At 69.7% G+C, this 21,585-nt stretch carries 15 protein-coding genes; 6 read left to right on the top strand and 9 right to left on the bottom strand.

Annotated elements, in window-relative coordinates:
* Position 1: 1 nt before the first annotated feature.
* Positions 2-1,669 (bottom strand): NAD(P)/FAD-dependent oxidoreductase, encoded by a 1,668-nt coding sequence (locus tag NS4_RS03255; protein WP_063057978.1) that lies wholly within the window; start codon positions 1,667-1,669, stop codon positions 2-4.
* An 88-nt stretch (positions 1,670-1,757) separates the two neighbouring features.
* On the bottom strand, positions 1,758-6,386 hold the full coding sequence (locus NS4_RS03250) for a cation-translocating P-type ATPase (protein ID WP_169811718.1): 4,629 nt from the start codon (positions 6,384-6,386) through the stop codon (positions 1,758-1,760).
* A 307-nt stretch (positions 6,387-6,693) separates the two neighbouring features.
* Between NS4_RS03250 and NS4_RS03245 the strand changes: the two genes are divergently transcribed.
* The 4 genes from NS4_RS03245 (at position 6,694) to NS4_RS03230 (ending at position 12,851) form a co-directional block, all read left to right on the top strand.
* Positions 6,694-8,217 (top strand): SDR family oxidoreductase, encoded by a 1,524-nt coding sequence (locus NS4_RS03245; protein WP_084486627.1) that lies wholly within the window; start codon positions 6,694-6,696, stop codon positions 8,215-8,217.
* Positions 8,218-8,302: 85 nt separating this feature from the next.
* Positions 8,303-9,373: a DNA glycosylase AlkZ-like family protein gene (locus NS4_RS03240; protein ID WP_063058366.1), complete on the top strand. Its 1,071-nt coding sequence runs from the start codon at positions 8,303-8,305 to the stop codon at positions 9,371-9,373.
* Positions 9,374-9,528: 155 nt separating this feature from the next.
* Positions 9,529-11,532 carry a TerD family protein gene (locus NS4_RS03235; RefSeq protein ID WP_063057976.1) on the top strand — a complete coding sequence of 668 codons (2,004 nt, stop codon included), beginning with the start codon at positions 9,529-9,531 and terminating at the stop codon, positions 11,530-11,532.
* A 131-nt stretch (positions 11,533-11,663) separates the two neighbouring features.
* A complete protein-coding gene (locus NS4_RS03230; protein ID WP_063058365.1) occupies positions 11,664-12,851 on the top strand; it encodes a zinc-dependent alcohol dehydrogenase in 1,188 nt (395 codons plus the stop codon).
* Positions 12,852-12,867: 16 nt separating this feature from the next.
* Here NS4_RS03230 and NS4_RS03225 read toward each other — a convergent pair whose 3' ends face one another.
* Positions 12,868-13,605, bottom strand: coding sequence for a sulfite exporter TauE/SafE family protein (locus tag NS4_RS03225; RefSeq protein ID WP_063057975.1), 738 nt, complete (start codon positions 13,603-13,605; stop codon positions 12,868-12,870).
* Between the two features lie 326 nt (positions 13,606-13,931).
* On the opposite strand from NS4_RS03225, the gene NS4_RS03220 reads away from it, so the two are divergent.
* Positions 13,932-14,390 (top strand): MaoC family dehydratase, encoded by a 459-nt coding sequence (locus NS4_RS03220; protein WP_174552062.1) that lies wholly within the window; start codon positions 13,932-13,934, stop codon positions 14,388-14,390.
* A gap of 14 nt (positions 14,391-14,404) precedes the next feature.
* Here the strand turns inward: NS4_RS03220 and NS4_RS03215 are convergent, their stop codons facing one another.
* The 5 genes from NS4_RS03215 to NS4_RS03200 form a co-directional block, all read right to left on the bottom strand.
* Positions 14,405-15,532 carry an NDMA-dependent alcohol dehydrogenase gene (locus NS4_RS03215; RefSeq protein ID WP_063057973.1) on the bottom strand — a complete coding sequence of 376 codons (1,128 nt, stop codon included), beginning with the start codon at positions 15,530-15,532 and terminating at the stop codon, positions 14,405-14,407.
* Positions 15,533-15,718: 186 nt separating this feature from the next.
* A complete protein-coding gene (locus NS4_RS03210; RefSeq protein WP_063057972.1) occupies positions 15,719-16,540 on the bottom strand; it encodes a mycofactocin-coupled SDR family oxidoreductase in 822 nt (273 codons plus the stop codon).
* A gap of 131 nt (positions 16,541-16,671) precedes the next feature.
* Complete coding sequence (locus NS4_RS03205; RefSeq protein ID WP_063057971.1) at positions 16,672-17,385, bottom strand: 3'(2'),5'-bisphosphate nucleotidase CysQ; 714 nt, start codon at positions 17,383-17,385, stop codon at positions 16,672-16,674.
* 124 nt (positions 17,386-17,509) lie between these two features.
* Entirely contained in the window at positions 17,510-17,656 is a 147-nt protein-coding gene (locus NS4_RS31235) for a DUF1059 domain-containing protein (protein ID WP_084486625.1), read from the bottom strand.
* A 199-nt stretch (positions 17,657-17,855) separates the two neighbouring features.
* A complete protein-coding gene (locus tag NS4_RS03200) occupies positions 17,856-19,130 on the bottom strand; it encodes a cytochrome P450 (RefSeq protein WP_063057970.1) in 1,275 nt (424 codons plus the stop codon).
* 466 nt (positions 19,131-19,596) lie between these two features.
* Here NS4_RS03200 and NS4_RS03195 point away from each other — a divergent pair, with 466 nt between their 5' ends.
* The gene (locus tag NS4_RS03195) at positions 19,597-20,625 is read left to right on the top strand and encodes an oxidoreductase (protein WP_245665041.1); all 1,029 of its coding nucleotides are present in this window, start codon (positions 19,597-19,599) and stop codon (positions 20,623-20,625) included.
* A gap of 22 nt (positions 20,626-20,647) precedes the next feature.
* Here NS4_RS03195 and NS4_RS03190 read toward each other — a convergent pair whose 3' ends face one another.
* Positions 20,648-21,529 (bottom strand): acyl-CoA thioesterase, encoded by an 882-nt coding sequence (locus NS4_RS03190; RefSeq protein WP_063058364.1) that lies wholly within the window; start codon positions 21,527-21,529, stop codon positions 20,648-20,650.
* Positions 21,530-21,585 lie beyond the last annotated feature (56 nt).

Genomic DNA, 21,585 nt, shown 5'->3' with positions numbered 1-21,585 from the left:
TCTATGCCAGGTAACGGTGCACGAGCATGACGGCCATGGCACCCTCGCCGACCGCGGAGGCCACCCGCTTGGCGGATTCGGCGTGGACGTCCCCGGCTACGAAAACTCCCGGCACGCTGGTCTCCAGATGGTGCGGCGGCCGTGAGAGTTCCCATCCCTTGGGCCGGTCACCGTCGACCAGCAGATCCGGGCCCGCCAGGACGTAGCCCGCGGCGTCGCGGTGCACCACGCCGTCGAGCCAATCGGTTTGCGGGGCGGCGCCGATGAACAGGAACAGCCGTTCGGCGGGCACTTTCTCCTCGGCGCCGGATCGGTTGTCGCGCAGGACCAGCGTGTCCAGATGGTCGTCGCCGTCCACCGCGACGACCTCGGTCTCGGTGTGCACCCGGATATTGGGAACCTGGGCGATCTGCTGAATCAAATAGTGCGACATGGACTTCTCCAGCGCGTCTGCGCGCACCACCAGGTGCACCGTGCGCGCGTTGCGGGACAGGAACATCGCCGCCTGACCGGCCGAATTCGCGCCGCCGACGATATAGACGTCGTGTCCGGCGCATTCGGCGGCCTCGGTCATGGCCGATCCGTAATAGACCCCCCGTCCGGTGTACTCGTCGACACCGGTCGCCGGATGGCGCCGGTAGTCCACGCCGGTCGCGATGAGGACCGTATGAGCGGACAGGGCGCCGCCGTCGGCGAACCGCACGGTCCTGGCCGACCCGTTCACCTCCAGCCCGACGACCTCGCGCGTGGTGACGACCTCGGCCCCGAATTTCGCCGCCTGGCGGCGCGCCCGGTCGGCCAGCTGGGCCCCGGACAATCCGTCCGGGAATCCCAGGTAGTTCTCGATACGCGAGCTCTGTCCCGCCTGGCCGCCGGTGGCCGTGCGTTCGACCAGTACGGTGCGCAGCCCTTCGGAGGCGCCGTACACTGCGGCGCCGAGGCCGGCCGGCCCGCCGCCGACGACGATGAGATCGTAGAAGTCGCCGGCCGGTTCTGTGCTCAGCCCCACACCCGCGGCCAGCTCCCCGTCGCTGGGCTGGACCAGCGCCTGCCCGCCCTCGGTGATCACCACCGGGCAGCGCCGCGGGTCGGCACCGGCGGCCTCGAGCAGGCGCGCGCCTTCCGGTTCGTCGGCCAGGAACCAGCGGTAGGGCAGCTGGTTGCGAGCCAGAAACTCCCTGACCTGCGACGATCGCGGTGACCACCGGTTGCCGACGACCTTGGTACCGTGCACCGGCCGGTGCTCGCTGCTGCGCCAGGCATCCAGCAGGCCGTCCAGCACCGGGTACAGCTTCTCTTCCGGCGGGTCCCACGGTTTGAGCAGGTAGTGATCGAGATCGACGACATTGATCGCATCGATGGCGGCGTTGGTATCGGCGTAGGCGGTGAGCAACACCCGGCGGGCATAGGGGTCGAGGTCCATCGCCTGTTCGAGGAACTCGATACCGTCCATACCCGGCATCCGGAAATCGGCGATGAGTATGGCGACGGGCTGGCCGCGCAGTTTCATCTCGCGCAGCACCTCGAGCGCCTGCGGACCGGACTCGGCGCGCAAGATCCGGTACTCGGCGCCGTACCGGCGCCGCAGATCACGGACGACGGCCCGGGACACCCCGGGGTCGTCGTCGACACTGAGGATGGCGGGCTTGCTGACAGCGGGGGAGCTCACCTGACGAGTATGCCGGGTCGGCGCGCGGCCGTCGTCGGCGCGCGGTCGATGGCCGGCAACAACCATCCGGGTCCGGCGCCACGAGACCTCAGGCGTACTGGGGTGTCCGCGCGCCCGTCGGAGACTTCTCGAGCTCGCGGGGAGCCGGGAGCGCGTCGGCCTGCCCGTTCTGTTCCACCCCGGGCAGCAGTCGCGGCAGTACCGTCGCTCCCGCGGTCGCGGCCAGCGCCGAGGTGTTCGCGATCGTCCACCCGACCGGCCCCAGCGGAGTGCAGCCGAAGTACGTGCCCAGACCGGGTGTCATCACGATCACCCCCAGCACCCCGCCACTGGCGGCGGTGGTGAGCCAGACCAGCGGGCTGCGGTAGCCCGCCACCAGTGTCTGACCGAGCTGGGTGCCGATCAACGCCACCAGACCGATGGTGTCCGCGCGGCGCTGGGTACCGGTGTAGCGACCGGCCATCCAGGCGACCGAGGCACCGGTGGCCGTGGCGATACCGCGGACCCCGATGGTGCGCAGCAGGTCGGCGCCGAGACTGGCCGGGGGTATCGCGGCGAGCTGATCCGCGCGCTGCTCGACCCAGTGTGGGTCGTTGTCGGGCTCTGGGGTTTCCTGGTCGCCGGCCAGTGCGAGGGCGAGCGCGGGGAACATATCGGTGAGCAGGTTCACCAGCAGGAACTGGCGGGTCCCCAGCGGGGCTCGGCCGCCGACAGCGGTACCGAACAGCGTGAACGCGACCTCTCCCGCGTTACCGCCCACGAGGACGGCCACCGCGTCGGCCACCCGCTGCCACATACTCCGGCCCTCGACCAGCGCGTGCAGCAGGGCCCGCGGGTCGGGTTCGGTGAGGACCAGATCCGCGGCGTTGCGTGCGGCGGCCGAACCGTGTGCGGCGATCCCGATCCCGATATCGGCGGTGCGGATGGCCGCGGCGTCGTTGCTGCCGTCGCCGGTCATACCCACGACATGTCCGGTCCGGCGCAGCGCGGACACGATACGTACCTTCTGCTCGGGATCGACACGGGCGAACACGGTGCTGCGTTCGATGAGTTCGGTCTGCGCGGTGTCGTCGAGTTCGTCGAGGTCGGCCCCTGTGGTGACGGTGTCGACGGTGATGCCCAGCCGGCGCGCGACGGCCGCCGCCGTGACCGGGTGGTCGCCGGTGATCATCCGGACCCCGACACCGTTGTCCTCGAGCGCGCGCACCAGATACGGAGTCTGCGGTCGGGGCGTATCGGCGATACCGAGGAATCCCATCAGGGTCAGCCCCTCGACCACGTCCTCGACATCGTCGGGCGGATCGGACAGGTCGCGCCGGGCGACCACCAGCACCCGAAGACCCTGTTCTGCGAGATCGTGCACGGCGGCCTCGGCCCGTTCACGCCGGCCGTCGGTGAACCCCTGGTCCGTTTTACCGGACGCGCCGCCGCGGACCCGGGTGCACCGGGGCAGTACGACCTCGGGCGCACCCTTGACCACCAGGCGAAGTTTGTGCGATGTCCGGCCGAATGCCGCCGCGTACCCGCGGTTGGATTCGAACGGTATCTCCTCGATCGGGTCCCATCGGTGCGCGTCCTCGCCCAGGATCTCGGCGGCAGCGTCCAGCACGGCCCGGTCCGTGGCGTGCAGGACCGGCCCGTTGTCCGGGTCGGGGCAGGCCCGGGCAGCGGCCCGCAGCAGCCGCCGGGCGGCATCGCTGTCGCTGCCGGGCTCCCACTGCTCGTCCAGATCGGCGAGCGCGGTCAGCCGCAACCGGCCCTCGGTGAGGGTGCCGGTTTTGTCGAAGCACAGAGTGTCCACCCGGCCCAGGGCCTCGACCGCTCGGTTGGCGCGGACCAGAACGCCGTAGCGGGACAGCCGCCGTGCCGCGGCGAGCTGCGCCACGGTGGCGACCAGGGGCAACCCTTCGGGTACCGCTGCGACCGCGACACCGACCCCGTCGGCGATCGCCGCTCGCAGCGTGCGGCCGCGGAGACCGCCGAGCGCGGTCACGATCGCGCCGCCGGAGAGGGTGAGCGGCAGCGCGCGATCGGTCAGGGCACGCAGTTGCGCCTGGACGCCGCCTTTCTCCGGCGGCACCGCGCCCGCGGTGGCGCGCCCGGCCTGGGTATCGGCGCCGACCGCGACGACCACGGCCACCGCGGACCCGCTCACCACCGTGGTGCCCTCGAATACAAGGCAGGCGCGATCGCCGAGCGCCGCACCCGGCGTCGCCTCGACCTGTTTGGGTACCGTCACCGACTCCCCGGTGAGCCCGGACTCGTCCATTTCCAGGTCCTCGGCGCTGAGCAGGCGGGCGTCGGCGGGGACCACCTCACCGGCCCGGATCGCGAACACATCGCCGACCTGTAGGCAGTCGGCCGGGACCTCCTCGGTGGCGGGATCCTCGGCGTCGATATCGGCGCGAGCGATCACCCGACCGGCCAATCGTTCGCCCTCGATGAGGTCGAACAACTCGTTCTCGGCGGCCTGGCGCTGGCGCGCGGAGATCATCGCGTTGACGGTGAGCACCGAGGACAGCAGTACCGCGTCCGAGGGAGAGCCGAGGATCGCCGTCGCCGCGGCGCCGACACCGAGTATCGGAGTCAGCGGATCGGCCAGCTCCCGGCGCATATGACCGAGAAAATCTGTCAGCGACGAGATCCGGGCCGCGACTGCGCCGCGGTCCGCGGGTTCGTCGGTGCTGCGTTCGGCCGCCGGTACCGGCTCGGGTAGCCGGGCCAGCACCTCGTCCGGTTCCAATGCGTGCCAGGGCAGCTGGGGTGCGTGCTCGACGGACGGTCGCCCTCGGACCGCCCGCGCACCGGCCACCGCGCCGTTGAGCAGGCCGGCGAAATTCGCGGCGATCATGGGCGCGGTCCTGGAGCGGGAGGCGGGCGAGGCCGCGAGCAGCAACCCGGTCAGGCTGCACGCCGACAGTGCCAGAGTGCGGCCGCGTTCGCTGACCTGCCGGGCGGGCCCCACCACGGCGAGCGTGCGCTGCACCTGCCCCAGGTCCCGGCACAGCAGATCGGCCGACCAGGGCACATGGATGGCGCCGCCTTCACAGCCGACGATGCCGACCGCGACATCGGCGTGGTCCAGTGCCTTGTGCGCGCGGGTGGCCAGCACCGCGACCACATGCCCCTGCTTCTGGAGACGGTGCACATGGGAGCTGATCGAGCCCTGGGCGTTCACGAATTCGTCGGCGAGACTGCGGAGTTCGCCGGCGTCGCGGTGGCCGGCGAGCACCACCCGCAGCCCGGCGCGCCGCGCTGTGCCGAGCACATCGTGCGCCCGGGGGTCGAGCTCCCGCCCGATCAGCACACGGCCGAGTATTCGCTCACCCTCGCGCAGTTCGCGCCATACCGGGCGGGTGGTGGTGCCGCGGTCGGGAGCTCCCGACTCGGGGCGTACCAGCCGCACCGCTTTCTTCCCCGCCGGAGCCACCTCGTCGGTGGCGGTCCACAATAGCCGTTGCGCGGTGCTCCAGACCCGCGCCGCCGGCCAGCCCTCATCGGTCGTCTCCACCTCGAGTACCACCCGCCCGGACGTGGCCAGCGCTTCGCCGTCGATGACCAGGGCGGTGAGTCTGTCGAGCCGCCGCCACACCGCCGGATGCAGAGTGAGCACACCGGCGCCGGCGAGCGCGGTGGACACTGTCGCGGCGAACACTTCACGTCCGGCGCGCGCCGTTTTCGGTGCGCCCAGCATCAAGGCGTCCGGAACATCACCGATACGTCCCAGACCTGCCAGGGTGGCGGCACCTGCCAGCGAGGCGGCCGCCGTCTCGTCGGCGACCCGTTCCACCGGTCCCCGCGGCATATCGGCGGGCCGGGTATAGGGCGGTAGCGGCTCGGCAACCCCGAAATGTTCGGCGTCGACGATATCGGTCTCCCATTCCTGCCACTGTCCGCGCCGGGCCAGTGCTTCGGTGAGGATGAATCCGCGCTGGACGGTATCGGCCAGCAGGTTGGTGACTCCGCCGGCCGCGCCCTCACCCAGTGCGGCCCCCGCGGCGTTGGCGATGGCGAGGACCATATCGGTGCGGGCGCTACCCAGCCGCTGCTCCAGATGCGCGCGCAGCCGGGGTTGGGCGTCGGTGAACGCCGCCACCGCGCGCACGCTACGCATCAGGCCGCGTAGCGGCGGCACCGCGCCCGCGGCCGACACCGCGATGGCGCACACATCACCGGCCACTTCGATGGCCGCGGCCAGGACCGGTTCCCGGTCGGCCGGGAACTCGGCGGCGCGGCTCCAGCCGGTATCGGCGACATCGGACTCTTCTTCGACCTCTTCCACCGCCGCCAGCAGCTTCTCCAGATCGGCGCCGCTGGACAGCGCGGTCACGATCCTGCCGGTGACCGCGTTGACCCGCCACCATTCCACTCCACGCAGCCGGCCGAGGTGCTGTTCGAGCGAGCGGGTAACCGCCGATCCCTGGCCGTTGTCCAGGCCGCGCACCTCGATGGTCGCGTGATCCTCGCTCACCTCGATCCGGCGCTGGGCACGGCGGTCACGCGGGTCGATCAGTGCCGCCAGATCGTCGCGCAGACTCGCCGTCTCGTCTGATTCGAGCGTCGACAGGCCGGAGGCGACGGTCGTGACGACTTTCTCCGCCGCCCGCCATGGTGCCTCGACCGCCCGGACGCCGGTGTCGACGGCACGGCCGGTTCCGGTACGCACCACCGCTGCCACAGTGGAGACCGGAGCGGTCAGCAAGCGGGGAGACAGCATGCTTCGTGCAGAGGGGCCCATAGGGTGGCGCCTACCCGGCGCAGGCCCGGTCAAACGCTGTCGGCCCGGCATATCCGCCGCTCGGAGCGTCGTCGCGGCGGCAGGTATCGAGTACGAGTCGGTGTCCGGGTGCTGCGGTGTCGGCAGTGTCCGCTGAGCTGCCCCGGGCTAGCCTGCAAGGGTGTGGTGGGCAGGACTCCCGTACTCGGCAGGGCACGGCGCGGGCCGCGAGCCGGCGGTCGCGGTGAGCGTCCAGTAGCGGTTCTCACCGGGCCGCGGTCACGGGCAACATCGACGGAGGAGCCCCATGCGCTGCGTGGTGTTCGGGGCCACCGGTTACCTCGGTGGCCGCCTGGTACCGGAACTCCTGCGTGCCGGTCATACCGTGCGGGTGCTGGCGCGGACCCCCGGCAAACTCACCGACGCGCCGTGGCGTGACCGGGTGGAGATCGTAGGGGGTGATGTCACAGTCGCCACGGATGTGCGCACGGCGTTGGCGGATCAGGAAGTCCTGTACTACCTGGTCCATTCGCTGACCCGCTCGGATTTCGACACCGTGGACCGCGAGGCGGCGACGATCGTCGCCCGGGAGGCCGCGGCAGCCGGGCTGGGCCGGATCGTATACCTCGGTGGGATAGCGCCCGCCGGACAGGACCTGTCCCGGCATCTGTCCTCGCGTGCCGATGTCGGCCGGATCCTGCTCGACGGCGCCGTCCCCGCGCTGGTGTTCCGGGCGGCGGTGGTGATCGGTTCGGGTTCGGCCAGTTTCGAGATGCTGCGCTACCTCACCGAACGCCTGCCCGCGATGGTCACCCCGCGCTGGGTACGGTCGCGGATCCAGCCGATCTCGGTACGGGATGTGCTGTACTACCTCACCCGAGCGGCGGAATTGCCGGCCGCCGTGACCGGCACTTTCGATATCGGAGGGCCGGACGTCCTCACCTACGAGCAGATGATGCGGGTGTACGCGGAGGTCGCCGGGCTGCCGCGGCGGGTGATCGTGCCGGTGCCGGTGCTGACGCCGTGGCTGTCGGCACAGTGGGTGAACCTGGTGACGCCGGTGCCCCGGGCGATCGCGGTTCCCCTGATGGAATCCCTGGTCAACGATGTCGTATGCGCCGAGCACGGGATCGCCGCACATATCCCCGACCCCGACGGAGGTCTCACCGGTGTCCGGCGCGCCGTGGAACTGGCGTTGACCCGGATCCGGGATCTGGATGTGCCGACCCGTTGGTCGGATGCGGGCCCCGAGCCCTCCGAGCCGTTGCCCACCGATCCGGTGTGGTCGGGTGGGTCCCTTTATCAGGACCTCCGCGAACGTCCGACGACCGCGGATCCGGCCGCGCTGTGGACGGTGATCGAGTCGATCGGCGGCGAGCACGGCTGGTATTCCTTTCCGCTGGCCTGGTCGCTACGCGGCTGGCTGGACCGCCTCGCCGGCGGGGTCGGACTGCTCCGGGGCCGGCGCGACCCGCATCGGCTCCATGAGGGGGAGGCGCTGGACTGGTGGCGGGTGGAGCGGATCGAACGGCCCACTCTGCTGCGCCTTCGCGCGGAAATGCGGGTTCCGGGCCGGGCCTGGCTCGAGCTGGAAGTGCGTCCCGGCAACGGGGATGCCGGCGCGATCTACCGGCAGCGCGCCGTGTTCGAGCCGCACGGGCTGGCCGGGCATCTGTACTGGAAGGCGATCGTGCCTTTCCATGCCCTGGTATTCGGTGGAATGACCCGGAACATCACCGGCGCGGCCGAGAAGGCCGATGATGGTCGCGGCGGGTCCGCCCGCACCGGTGCGCCGGGCCTGCCGCGTCTTCGGGGCCGGGAGGCGCGCTGAATCCTGCCTGTTCACCGCCTTTTCCGGGTGGCTGTGCGCGGGCGGCGCCGGCACGGTGTCGGAGGGCACGGATACCCTCGGGCCCATGTCGCTGGCATGGTTGCGTTCCCACGCCGTCGCCTGGTCACTGCCGCGCAGTCCGGGCTCACTCGCCGAGGCTCTGGCCGAACTGGAGTTCGTGCAGGCCGATCCCATCCGTTCGCCCGCCCGGGCGCAGGACCTGATTCTGCGGCACCGGGTGCGCGGCTACCGGGCCGGCGATCTCGACCGTGACTACCGGGCACTCGGAATCGACGAGGATCTCCTCTACGCCTACGGCTACACCGTCCCCCGGCTGCGCCCCTACCTACATCCCCGCCACCACCCGCGGGGTACCGACGGCGAGTTCCCGCACAACGGGCAGTCGGCGGCGGTACTGGATTTCGTCCGGGAACGCGGCGTGGTGCACCCGCGTGAGCTGCAAGCGCATTTCGGGCACCGCGGCGTGGTCAACGCATGGGGTGGCACCTCGGCGGCCACCACCGTCGCGCTGGAGGAACTTCACCGTTACGGGCTGCTACGGGTGGCCGACCGCGTTTCCGGCATCCGCCGCTACGAGATCGCCGAGCTCCCCGACGTCGCCCTGGACCCCGCCGAGCGCCGGCGGGCCCTGGCGCTGCGGGTGGCGCGCACGCTCGCGCCCGCCACCGAATCCACTCTGGCCGCCACGGTGACGCGCATCGTCCGGCCCATCGGCGGCGCGACCGGCTCGGCCACCATCCGCGAACTCCTGGCCACCGGCGAGCTGTCCGCCCTGACCGTCGACGGAGTCCGCTACCTGTGGCCGTCGGATCTGGAGCCCACCGACCGCGCGCCGCAGGCACGGGTCCGCTTCCTGGCGCCCTTCGATCCCCTCGTCTGGGACCGCAAACGTTTCGGCCGGATCTGGGGCTGGGATTATCGTTTCGAGGCATACACCCCGGTCGCCCAGCGGGTCCGCGGCTATTACGCGATGCCCATGCTGTGGCGCGACCGCGTGATCGGCTGGGCGAACTGCGCCGGTCCGGGCAGCCCCGTCGAGGTCGGATACGTGGACGGCGCCCCGAAGGGCCGGGCCTTCGCCACCGCCTTGGACGCGGAAATCCAACGCCTGCACACCTTCCTGCGCCCGAACTGATCCCCCGCGCATGCCGTGTCCGACTGTCTCCACGTGTATTGCGCGGAAATGTATGTGCAACCGCACTTTTCGGACAGATTTGCCGTAACGGCGCTACTGCCCGCCTCGATCTGTGAGTGACACACAACACGTTTGAATCGGATCGAGGTGGGGTCGTGACGTCTCCGTTGCTGTCCAAGGGACAGAACCTGCAACTGCCAGGTGATGTGGTGCAGGTGGATGTGGTGCTCGGCTGGACGGAATCGGAAGTGGAAGTCGATGCGTCCGCACTGCTGCTCGACCCGGCCGGAAAGGTCCGGTCGGATGCGGACTTCGTGTTCTACAACCAGCCGGAATCCCCGGACGGATCGGTCCGCTTCCTGGGCGCCAGCGCGACCGAGGAAGGGGCGCAGGCCCGGCTCGCGCTCGATCTCTCGGCTGTGCCCGCCGAGGTGCAGACGGTTGCGCTTGCCGGCAGTCTCGCCACGGGCACCTTCGGGGATCTCGGCAAACTGGCATTCCGGGTGGTCGACGCCGCGGGGCACCTGCTTGCCGAATATGTGACCGCCGACGCGGTGAACGAATCCGCGTTCGTCTTCGGCGAGGTGTACCGCCGTGGCGGCGCATGGAAGGTCCGTGCGGTCGGGCAGGGCTGGGATTCGGGATTGGCCGGTCTGGCCGCGGATTTCGGGGTGTTCGTCGATGACGACGCCGCGGCGGAGCCGAGCACACCGGCGGAGCCGGAGTCGGTTGTGCCGGCAGTTTCCGACGCCTTCGTGGAAGATGCGGTGGCCGCCGCAGCTACGGATACTCCGCCGTCGCAGTCGAAGCCCCGCGGTGTGCGCACCGTGAAGCGCGCGGTGCGGACCAGCAAGCCGATCGAGTTCGTGCTGGCCGAGAACGAGGCATGGCAGCCGGCGCGCTTGTTCTCGGTGGCCGGAGTCGGCGCCGGCGAGGAGCAGGAACGTCGGTCCACGTCTGCGCTGGTCGCCACCATGCAGGCAGTTCGCCCGTTCGCGCGAGCGTTGTGCGCCCGGGTGGGGGCACCGGCGGGAGCATTCGAGGGATATTTCGAGGTCCAGTACGACCGCGGTGACGGAAGGGTGATCCCGGACGCCGTGTTCCGGGTAGCTCGTGGTGGTCGCCTGTGGACCGGCCTGCTGGAGGTCAAGACCGGGAGCGGGAAACTGCGGCGGGAGCAGCTGGAGAGCTATCTCGACGTGGCGCGCAAGAAAAAGTACGACGCGGTGATCAGCCTGTCCAACGATATTCCCGCTGCTGCCGGCGAACTGCCGGTGCAGGTCGATCGCCGTAAACTCACCAAGGTCGCCCTGCGTCATCTGTCCTGGTCCGAGGTCTCCCACGAAGCGCGTCGCCTGCTGGCACACGGTGGGGTCGAGGACCCGCTCCAGGCCTGGCTGCTCGGGGAATTCCTGCGTTATCTGGACCACCCCCGATCCGGGGCAACGGAATTCGTGGATATGGGTAGGCACTGGGTCGCGGTGCGCGATGCAGTCACGTCGGGCACCGTTCGGGGTGGTGACCCGAAGGCGGCGGCGGTGGCCGAGCGGTGGGTGTCGTTATCGCGCCATCTGGCGCTGCGCCTGACCGCCGAACTCGGTGTCGCCGTGAAACACGTGCTGCCGCGTCGGCACACCGCCGATCCGGCCGCACGGAACGCCGCGGTGGCCGAGCGGCTGGCCGCAGAGGGTGTGTTCGAGGCGGTGCTGCGGATACCGGAGACAGCCGGTGATCTCGTGGTCGTCGCCGATATCCGGACGAATAGGATCCGTTCTCGCATATCGGTCGCGGCACCCGGCGAGGGGACGTCGTCGCGACGGCTGTCGTGGCTGCTCAAACAGCTCGCGGAAGCACCGGGGGCGGTGCAGGTCGAGGCGGTGTTCTCCGAACGCGGCCACACCACCTGTGAACACCTCGACACCGTGCGCGCCGACCCCAAAGTGCTGCTCCCCGGCCGGGCCGGTGAGATCGTCTCCTTCACGCTCGAACAGAGTTTTCCGATGGGCAACCGGCGCTCCGGAACGGCGGCGAGTTTCATCACCAGCGTGACCTCCTCGGTCGACGACTTCTACGGAAAGGTCGTACAGCCACTCCGGGAGTGGACCCCGGCCGCCCCGAAACAGGCCGACCCGCTGCTGCCCGTGGCGGCCGGCCCCTGAGGCGTTGTGGGTTTGTCCCGGGAGGTCGCGGGTAGCCGCTGACAGATCGGCCCCGGCCGCCGCGGCCCACCGGGGACCGCGGCACATTCGTCCTGCCGGGGCGGCGGTATTCGAGTCCGGAGGTGGCGGAGATGAAGGCGGTGACCTGGCAGGGTAAGCGGGACGTATCGGTCGAGGAGGTGCCGGATCCGGGGATACGGGAGCCGGGCGATGCGATCGTCCGGGTGACCTCCACGGCGATCTGTGGCTCGGATCTGCACCTGTACGAACTCCTCGGCGCCTATATGACCCCCGGCGATGTGCTGGGCCACGAGCCGATCGGCGTCGTGGAAGAGGTGGGGCCCGATGTGCGGAACCTGTCGGTGGGCGACCGGGTGGTGGTGCCTTTCCAGATCAGCTGCGGCCGCTGCGAGATGTGCCGACAGGGTCTGATGACGCAGTGCGAGACCACTCAGGTCCGGGAGCAGGGCTGCGGGGCGGCACTGTTCGGCTACTCGAAACTGTACGGTCAGGTGCCGGGCGGCCAGGCCGAATATCTGCGGGTACCCCACGCGGATTTCACCCATATCCGGGTGCCGTCCGAGGCGGACGATACGCGCTACCTGTTCCTGTCCGATGTGTTGCCGACCGCCTGGCAGGCCGTGGAGTACGCGGCCGTCCCGGAAGGCGGGTCGGTAACGGTGCTCGGACTGGGGCCGATCGGTGATATGGCCGCTCGGATCGCTCACCATCGCGGGCTGCGCGTGATCGGGGTGGATCTGGTTCCCGAGCGGCTGGAACGCGTCGCCGCACGCGGTATCGAAACCATCGACCTGCGGGCGGTCGGTGACGGACTGGCCGATGTCATCCGCGACCGTACACAAGGCCGGGGTACCGATTCGGTGATCGAGGCAGTCGGGATGGAGGCGCACGGGTCGCCACTGGCGGCCACGGCGCAGCGGGCTGTGTCGTATCTGCCGTCGCGGGTGGCGCGGCCCGCGATGGACACCATGAGTGTGGACCGGCTGGCGGCGCTGCACACCGCGATAGATATCGTCCGGCGTGGGGGCACCATCTCGATCATCGGCGTCTACGGCGGAACGGTGGATCCGATGCCGATGCGCACTCTGTTCGACAAACAGATCCAGTTGCGGATGGGCCAGGCGAATGTGAAGCGCTGGGTCGACGACATCATGCCGCTGCTCGACGACAGTGACCCGCTGGGGGTGGATTCGTTCACCACCCACCGGATGCCGTTGTCCTCGGCGCCGGAGGCCTATCAGATGTTTCAGGCCAAACGGGACGGCGCGATCAAGGTGGTGCTCGACCCCGCCGCGTGAGCCGGGCCCGGCCGGGTCAGCCGAGTGCGAGATAGCCGGCGAGTCCGAATCCGGACAGGGCGACACCGATGCGCATGGCGGTCGGCGGCAGACGGGCCACCAGCGGTGGCCCGTACCATCCGCCGGCGAACGCGCCCAGGCCCATGGCCACCGCGGCGAGCCAGTGCACCGGCCCGAAGACGGCGAATCCCACCGCCGCGACGAGGTTGGCGACACCGGTCAGCACGCTCTTGAGCACACTGGCCCGCCAGATGGTCTCCGAGGTGCACACGAGGATCAGGGCGAGGAACATGACGCCCACCCCGGCGCCGAAGTAGCCGCCGTACAGGGCGACGACGGCGGTGGCGAGCGGATAGAGCCGCGGGAAGGTCCGGCCGCCGGCGAGTTCGCGCAGTTTGGGCTGGAGCAGCAGACTCGCCGAGGCCATGGCGATGAGGAAGGGTACGACGGCGGCGAAGATTTCCGGCGAAGTGGTGAGCAGCAGGGCGGCGCCGCCGAGCCCGCCGAGGGCGGCACATGCGGCGTGGACCAGCAGCGCGCGGGAGTTGTCGCTGACCGCCGCACCCGCCTTCGCGGTCGAGCCGGCTCCGACGGCGACCATGGCGACGGTATTGGTCACATTGGCCGAGACCGGCGAGAGTCCGGCGGCGAGCAGAGCCGGATACGAGATCAGCGAGGCGATACCGGTCACGTAGCCGACCAGCCCGGCGAAGAATCCGGCGACCGTGACGAGGCAGAAGGTGAGCACGGTCAAGAGTGGATCTCCTCCTGGAACGGATGCCGGCGGGCGGCGCCGCCGAGGCCGGGCGGCCGGGGACATTTCTCGGTGGGTCGGTCGTCGCGGCGCCGTCGCCGGATCGTGCCGGGGACGACCTGCCGCAGCATAACGGTCGTACGGATTACCGTTTCGAGGGGCTGTGCCTGCTCGATGATGGCTGGGTGATCGGGGCGGCACGTCAGCATTTGCGACGAATCCAGAAAATGTCTCTTAAAGGGTTGAACTCGTCGCCGAAGTGCGGAATACCTATAAGGGAACAGGTGATGTCGCGACGGCGCGGCACGGACCCGAGGAGACAGACTGTGCGCACATTCACCGGTAAGGACGAGGTTCTCGCCGCGGTGGGGGAGACCCTGGGCACGAGCGACTGGGTGGAGGTCACCCAGCGGATGGTCGACCAGTTCGCCGAGGCCACCGGAGACCATCAGTGGATCCATGTCGATCCCGAGCGGGCGAAACGGGAGAGCCCGTTCGGCGGGCCCATCGCGCACGGCTACCTGACGCTGTCGTTGCTGCCGCTGCTCGGCTCACAGATCTTCGGTTTCGCGAACGCCAAGCTGGGCATCAACTACGGCTCGAACAAGGTCCGGTTCCCGAGCCCGGTGCCGGTGGGCGCGAAGGTGCGGTCCACGGCCGTGCTGGCCGATGCGACCGAGGTGTCCGGCGGGGCGCTGCAGCTGGTTGTACAGCACACGGTGGAGATCGAGGGTGGGTCGAAGCCGGCGTTGATCGCGGAGGCGGTGAGCCGGGTGGTGTTCTGACCCGGCCCCGCCGATCAGCGATCCGCGTCGGTGAAGCGGATGACCCCCCGGATATTGCGGCCCTCGAGCATATCGGCTACTCCCTCGTTGATCTGCTCGAGGCGGTATTCGCGGGTGATCATATCGCCGAGTCCCAGGTCGCCCAGTTTGTAGAGTGCCAGCACCTCGGGGATGAGGAGCTGTGGGTTTCCGCCGCCGAAGAGCGTGCCGCACAGGCTCTTCTGCTGGAAGGTGAGCGCCGAGAGGTTCATGCGCGGATTGGTCTCCGCGGCGTCGCCGGTGGCGGCGAGAACGCAACTGCCGCCCTTGGCGGTGATCCGCATCCATTTCGCCAGATCGTGACCGTCGCACCGCCCGACCGCGACGATCACCGTACGGCACATCTGGCCGCCGGTGACCTCCTCGATACCGCCGATCGCGCTGTCGATCGTCGGATGGATATGGGTCGCACCGAATTTCGCGGCCTGGGTCCGCTTGGATTCGATCGGGTCCACCGCGAAGATGCGACGAGCGCCGGAGATGACCGCCGCCTGGATCGCCGCGGTGCCGACCGCGCCCGCACCGACCACCGCGACGTCCTCGCCTGGGCGGACCGTCGCCGTATTGACCACCGCTCCGTATCCGGTGGTCACACTGCAGCTGGCGAGGCAGGCGATATCGAAGGGAATCGACGGGTCGATCTTGACGACCGAACTCTTGTGCACGACGGCATAGGGCGCGAACGCGCCGATCAGCGAGGTGGGGTGCACATTGCGGTCGCGGGCGCGGATGCGGAAGGTGCCGTCGGACACCGCGCCCCGGGTGAGCAGGTCCTGACCTCGATCGCACAGATTGTGATGGCCGGATAGGCAGGACTGGCACATTCCGCAGGCCGGGATGAAGGAGAACACCACATGATCACCCACGGCGAGCTGCTCCACCCCCGCGCCGACCTCGATGATCACCCCCGCGCCCTCGTGCCCGCCGAGGATCGGGAACTCGGCGGTGGGCACGTCGCCGCTGGCCAGACGTTGATCGAACTGGCACAACCCGGCCGTCTCGACCCGGACCTTCACCTCGCCGTACTGGGGGTCACCGATCTCGATCTCCTCGACCGACCACGGCTGCGCGTAATCCCAGATCAATGCACCCTTGGATTTCATCGGCTTCCCTTACTGTCGTGGCGGTGTCGCATGCCGGTTCGCGGCAGTACCCAGGTTGCCCGATAATGACGTTCTCGGAAAGTGTTATATCAAATTTTCCTGTCCGGTTTCCGCCGGGTCGGCGGTCGCGGCCGCACCGCACACGCGCCATGAGAGCCCGTGGGTGGTGTGCCGCGAACCGGCGACTCAGTACTGGGCCGCGCCCAGATCCACCGAAATGCTGCCGGCGGTGACGAACCGCGATTCGTCGCTCGCCAGCCAGCACACCGCATCGGAGATGTCCTCGGGTTGCGCGATTCCTTCCGGCAGCAGCGGGGTGTTCATCCGCGCCAGGAGATCGTTGGTCTCCGCTGCCCGGATGAGCGCGCCGACCATGTCTCCGGAACCCATCGGAGTGGCGACCGGGCCGGGTGCGACACTGTTGACCCGGATCGAATGTTTGCCGAGCTCGGCCGCCAGGGCGCGGGCCATCCCGGTGACGGCGTGTTTGCTCGCGGTGTAGTGGACCATGAACGGCTGCATGGCCACACCCGCGGCGGAACTGATCAGAATGATCGAACCGCCCCGCCCGCCCTCGATGATCCGATGCGCACCGGCCGCCACGGTATTCCAGGTGCCGGTGACATTGGTGTCGAGAACCGCCTGGAACGACTCCGGGGTGATGGCGTCCCACGGCTCGGGAATACAGATCCCGGCATTGGCGACGATCACATCGAGCCGGCCGAACGCGGCCATCCCGGCGTCGACGGCGGCCCGCAGCGCGGCCGGGTCGCGGGTATCGGCCGCATCGGCGACGATCTTGCGTCCGGTCTCCTCTACCAGACGGACCGTCTCGTCGAGGTCGCCGGGCGTCGCGGCGTCGTAGGGGACCGGGGAGGGAAGTGGACCGCACAGGTCCACCGCGATGATATCGGCGCCCTCGGCCGCGAGCCGGACCGCGTGGGCCCGGCCCTGGCCGCGCGCCGCGCCGGTGACGAAAGCTACTCTGCCGGATAGTCGACCGCTCACTTGCCGTTCTCCTGTCGTTGCGAACACATCCGACCATTGTGGGCCGACCCGGGCGCGGTGCGCACGCACCGGAACCGCGAGCCGGACGGACCGGCCGAGATGCCCCGGTGCGGCACGGGCCGTCGGGTGCGCTACTCCGACAGCGCCTTCAGGGCCAGTTCGGCCAGCTCCGGGCGGCAGATCAGCAGATCGGGGAGATAGGGGTCGGGGCGGTTGTAGATCAGCGGGCTTCCGTCCAGGCGGGAGACGCGCAATCCCGCCGCGGCCGCCACCGCGACCGGTGCGCAGGAATCCCATTCGTACTGTCCGCCCGAATGGGCGTAGATATCGGCGTTTCCGCGGACCACCGCCATCGCCTTGGCGCCGGCCGAGCCCATCGGGACCTCGGCCGCCCCCAGCCGGGCCACCAATCGCCGGACCTCGAACGACGGCCGGCTGCGCGAAAGCGCCACCCGCACGCTCCCGGGCGGTGGTGGCGGCGGAAGAACCGGGGGCCGGCCGGTGTGCAGCACCAAACCCTCGGCCGGGAGCGCGACCGCTCCCGCGGCGGGCTTTCCGTCCACCGCGAGCGCCACGTGTACCGCCCAGTCCTTGCGCGCGGCTTCACCGTATTCCCGGGTCCCGTCGAGCGGGTCGACGATCCACACCCGGGACTGCCGGACGCGGTCGCCGTCGTCGGGTGATTCCTCCGAGAGCACCGCGTCCGCCGGGCGTTCGGCGGCCAGCCGCCCGAGCAGGAAACTGTCGGACCGCCGGTCGCCGACAGCGCCACCGAATTCCCGGATGCCGAGCAGCAGTTCCCCGGCTTCGCCGGCCAATGTCGCGGCGAGTGTGTGGTCGTCCATGAGGATCCTTCCCGGCGAGCGGTGCCGCCCAGATCCATATACCACGGTGCGCCCGGTGCCCTCCTCACGCGGTTCCGCGGAGCGGACCGCGGATCACCGGCCAGGACGGGGCCGGTGCGGCGGGTCAGTAGGCGATGAACAGGATCTCGTCACGTGAGTAATCGTGGCCCGGATGGTTCTCGGTGAGATGTTTGCGGACGACATCGACCAGTTCGTCCTCGGTGGTGCCGGTCAGATGTTCACCACAGGGGCAGTTGAGCCTAGTCTTCACGGGAATTCCTCTCTTCGCGTTGAACGATCGGGAACAGCGTACGTCTCCGGTGGCCGGCGCGACGGTTGTGGGAGGCTGCCGCGAGACGCCTGGATGGTCACGAGGCCGCTCGACGGGCCGCGCCGCCGCGGCGGCGGGCTCGGGGCTGCGGATGTGTGCCGTTGGCAGTCGGCGCGGCACGGTGATCCTCGAGGTCTGCTCAGGCGCGTCGCACCGGCATTCGTTTGATGCCGTGGACGAAATCGCTGTGGACGTATTCCGGGTCGCCGAGCACCACCTCGGGGATCCGGGGCAGCAGTTCGTGGAAGAGCAACCGCAGTTGCATCCGGGCCAGCCATGCGCCCAGGCAGAAGTGGGCTCCGCCGCCGCCGAACCCCGAATGCGGATTGGGGTCGCGGGTGAGGTCGAAGATATGGGGCGCGTCGAGTGCGGCCTCGTCGCGATTGGCCGAGCAGTAGAACAGCACCAGTTTCTCGCCCGCGCGCACGCGGGTACCCGCGACCTCGGTATCGGTCACCGCATGTCGGGCGAAATGAACGACCGGTGTCGCCCAGCGGATGAACTCCTCGACCGCGCCGCCGAGCCGCGCCGCCGGATCCTCGAGCAACCATTCGCGCTGCGCCGGATGGTCGACCAGCGCTTTGAAGCCATGGGAAGTGGTTTGTTTGGTGGTGTCGTTGCCCGCGGACGCGAGCAGGACCATGAACGCGCCGATCTCCTCGTCGGTGAGCCGGTGGCCGTCCACCTCCGCGGCCACGATCGCGGACATCAGGTCCTCGCGTGGCGCGCGGCGGCGGCGCGCGGCGAGTTCGGTGCCGGCTCTGTGCAGGATGGTGAACTGGGACATGAAGAAAGCGGCCCGCTCCTCGAGGCTCGCGTATTCCTCGTCGGTGGAGCCGAACATCGCCTCGGCCGCATACGCGACGGTCTCCCGGTCGGCGCGGTCGATACCGATCATGTCCGAGACGGTACGCATGGGAAGTTTGCGGGAGAGGCTGTCCACGAGGTCCACCGGTCGCTCGCCGCGCAGGTCGGCGAGGAACTCGTCGACGATCTCGGTGGCGTTGGCGCGGATCTGGGATTCGATGCGGTGCACCTGTTTCGGGGTGAACGCGGCGCTGATGAGGCGTCGGTACCGGGTGTGCTGTGGTGGGTCCATGGTGAGGAAGAAGGTCGTCGGTCGCTGCAACTCCACCGGCATCGGGTCCATGCTGATACCCAGGCCCGAGGTGAACAGGTCCGGGTGGCGGCTGATGTAGGCGATATCGCGCCGGCGGGTCACCGCCCAGAACCCGGGCTCGGAGTGGGGGAAGACAGCGGGTGCGGGTGAATGCCAGGTGAGTCCGGGTTCGGCGCGCAACTGAGCGAACACTTCGTCGCGGGTGGCGAAGTCACGGGCCCAGAACTCCGGTCCGGAGATATCGAGCCGGTGGAAGCGGCGGGTGGTGGCCGGGGCGCTGTCGGCGGGGTTCATGAGCGGCTCCGAACTCGGCAGACCATGGGTACCGCACGCGGTGCAGGCCGGGAACGAGCGCGCGCCGGTAGGAATACTGTAGTGCGCCTACCGGCCCCCGGCGGGTGCTTCCGGCGAACCGAGAGGCGGCCGGCGAACTCGCTGCAGGAGGGTGTCGAGCGGTGCAGCGTCGTATGCGTCCGGCGGTGCCGAGGCCGCTCGGCCGGAGTACGGATACTCGGCGTGACCGGACCGGTTGCCCGGACACGATTCGATATGCGTCGCGCATGGCGTGGCCGTGGTCCTCGGTTCGTGCCGTTCGAATCGGGGTCGCGGCGGATCCAGGGAGCGCAGGGGTGGGTCCCGGCCTGAAAATATCATTCTCGTCTAGAGAGAACTATCTTATACTTCGCTGGACCGGCTGCCCCGGCAGGTGACAATCCAGGTCGAGAGGCGGCGCGAATCATGCTGGGACTGGATAGATGCCGTGATCTCTTCGAACGAACCCTGGACAGTGGCCGACGCACCCGGCCAGTCGGGCCGTACCGCCGTGGTGACCGGTGCGAACACCGGCATCGGACTCGAAATCGCCCGCGGCCTGGCCCGCCGGGGCGCAACGGTCGTGCTCGCGTGTCGCAACGATATCGCCGCCGCGAAGGCGAAAGTCGATATCGAGGACTCGGTACCGGGCGCCGATATCCGGACCGCGCGCGTGGATATCGGCGATCTGAGCTCGGTCGCCGCCTGCGCGCGACGATTGCACGGCGAACTCCCCGGGATAGACCTGCTGATCAACAACGCGGGGGTGGTCGCCGGTACCTGGACGCCGACCGCCGACGGATTCGAAAGCGATTTCGGGATCAACTTCCTCGGGCATTTCGCGCTGACCGCGCAACTGGTCGATATGATCACCGCCGCCCCGGCCGGTCGGATCGTCAGTGTGGGCAGCCTGAGCCACGGACGCCGCGACGCGGCACTGGATTTCGAGGATCTGCAGTCCGAGCGCAGCTTTGGCCGGCTGGTGACCTACTCGCGCTCGAAAATGGCCTCTATGACATTCATGGTCGAATTGCAGCGCCGGCTGGCAGCCGCGGGTTCGCGCGCGTTATCGGTCGGCGCCCACCCCGGCGGCGTGCGGTCGACCATTCTTCGTGATAAGAGCCTGCTGGTCCGGATCGCATACAGCGACGTGGTGATGACACTGGCGCGTCTTGTCACCCAGACGCCCGAGGCGGGCGCCCGGTCCGTGCTCCGGGCCGCCCTCGACCCGGAGGTGCCCGGTGCCGGGTTCTACGGTCCGGTGCAACGGTGGGGACTGGTCGGCCCGCCGGTGCGGTTGCCCACGCCGGCCGGCGCGGCGGACCCCGCGGCCGGTCGCCGGCTGTGGGCGGTCGCCGAAGAGTTGACCGGCGTGGAATTCGTGCTCGAGTCGCCGAGCCACCCGGCCGTCGGCGATGTCCCGGTGACCGGCGCTGCGGCGGCCCCGCAGGCGGAAGCCGCCGGCGAGAGCGCCTAGCCGGGCGAGCGGGACACCGGAGTCAGCGAGGCGTACGGAGGCGGATCAGTCCCTCCTGCATCGTGGTCGCGCACAAGCGGCCCGTCCGGTCCAGGATCTCGCCGTGCGCGAGCCCGCGTCCACCACCGGCCCAGCGCCCGTATTGATCGTGCAGGAACCACTCGTCGACCCGCAGAGGCGCGTGGAACCAGATCGAATGGTTGACCGTGGCCACCTGGAGCTCACGGTCGCGCAGCGCCTCGCCGTGTGGTCCGGTGGTCGCCGAGAGCAGCAGTAGATCGCTCAGATACATCAGGCACGCGGCCTGCTCCAGACCTGTATCGGGCACCGGCACCCGGGTGCGCAGCCACACCCGCTGCCGTGGTCCGGAGGCGGCTCCACGCATGGCGTGCGCGCGGGCGGGCGGATCGGGGAACCGGGCGTCCACGCCGAGCGCGTCGAGGAAAGTGGTGGTCCAGCGCAGGGCTTCGGGATGCTCGCCGAAGGCCTCCGCGAGATCGGGCACCTCGCCGGGGCCGGGGGTGTCGAGTGCGGCGACCTGATGGGCCAGACCGTCCTCGGGGCGATGAAACGATGCGAGCATCGTGAAGATCACGCGGCCGTCCTGGACCGCCTCGACTCGCCGGGTGGAGAACGAGCCGCCGTCCCGCACCGGCTCCACCACGAATTCGGTGGGCACGGTGGTGTCGCCAGGGAGCAGGAAATAGGTCTGCGCCGAATGGATGGGCCGGTCGGCCGGCGCGGTCGACCCCGCCGCCAGAACCGCCTGACCAGCGACTTCGCCGCCGTAGCTGCGGCGTGCGGGTCCGTCGTGGGCGCGCCCGCGGAAGCGATGGTCCCCGACGCGTTCGACAGCGAGCCGGTCGGCCACCGATTCCGCGGGCCGCACGCTCTCCAGGGTCATGGCCACCTCCGTGGGGCGCGATACGGCCATGTGCCGCGGTGTAGGACAAGGTCGGA

The organism is Nocardia sienata NBRC 100364, assembly GCF_001613205.1.
GTDB lineage: Bacteria > Actinomycetota > Actinomycetes > Mycobacteriales > Mycobacteriaceae > Nocardia > Nocardia sienata.
This window is presented reverse-complemented; position numbering and strand designations above follow the sequence as displayed.

Bases quoted from the DNA above. Each gene is read 5' to 3' on its own strand.
- NS4_RS03215 (WP_063057973.1), bottom strand. From the start codon at position 15,532: ATGAAATCCAAGGGTGCATTGATCTGGGATTACGCGCAGCCGTGGTCG.
- NS4_RS03240 (WP_063058366.1), top strand. From the start codon at position 8,303: ATGTCGCTGGCATGGTTGCGTTCCCACGCCGTCGCCTGGTCACTGCCG.
- NS4_RS03230 (WP_063058365.1), top strand. From the start codon at position 11,664: ATGAAGGCGGTGACCTGGCAGGGTAAGCGGGACGTATCGGTCGAGGAG.
- NS4_RS03200 (WP_063057970.1), bottom strand. From the start codon at position 19,130: ATGAACCCCGCCGACAGCGCCCCGGCCACCACCCGCCGCTTCCACCGG.
- NS4_RS03205 (WP_063057971.1), bottom strand. From the start codon at position 17,385: ATGGACGACCACACACTCGCCGCGACATTGGCCGGCGAAGCCGGGGAA.
- NS4_RS03190 (WP_063058364.1), bottom strand. From the start codon at position 21,529: ATGACCCTGGAGAGCGTGCGGCCCGCGGAATCGGTGGCCGACCGGCTC.
- NS4_RS03245 (WP_084486627.1), top strand. From the start codon at position 6,694: ATGCGCTGCGTGGTGTTCGGGGCCACCGGTTACCTCGGTGGCCGCCTG.
- NS4_RS03250 (WP_169811718.1), bottom strand. From the start codon at position 6,386: ATGCTGTCTCCCCGCTTGCTGACCGCTCCGGTCTCCACTGTGGCAGCG.